1 pseudogene is annotated in these 485 nt (G+C 60.2%); it reads left to right on the top strand.

Features of this window, described 5'->3' with window-relative positions:
• A pseudogene (locus tag B2J89_RS22990) lies at positions 1 to 142 on the top strand (single-stranded DNA-binding protein); the annotation flags it as partial.
• Between the last annotated feature and the right edge of the window lie 343 nt (positions 143 to 485).

Genomic DNA, 485 nt, shown 5'->3' with positions numbered 1-485 from the left:
GAGCGACAAACAGGGCGTGGTGCGCCCATCGCTCGACATGGTGGCGCACCAAGTGCTGACGGCATACCACGTTCAGCACAAACGGGCTGCCATGCAATCGCCCGAACCGCGCGAGTTGCCGCACGAGCCCCTGGACTCCTGAGCGCAAATACCCCGGATTCGACCGCGAGAACCCAGCGCCACCCACGCCGCGGCCCTCGCAGTCTGGCCCAACCCCGTTGTGTTCTGGATCTACCGCTGTGCCGCCTATGCACAGCTGAACCTGGCCGACGACGCCGCGATCCTGGCGCTGATTTTTTGTTGACCTTGCGCTGTTTTCACAACCCGCTACGCGCGGGTTTTTTGCCATAGACAGATAGGCCAGCCCTGTTCGGCAGGGCACAAAAAATAAAAAACCCGCTATCGCGAGACAGCGGGTTTTAGTTTACTTGGGGTGGCTGATGGGGCTCGAACCCACGACAACAGGAATCACAATCCTGGACTCT

This window comes from Acidovorax sp. SRB_24 (assembly GCF_012931925.1).
The sequence above is the reverse complement of the archived record's forward strand: the minus strand, read 5'-3'. Positions and strand labels throughout refer to the sequence as shown.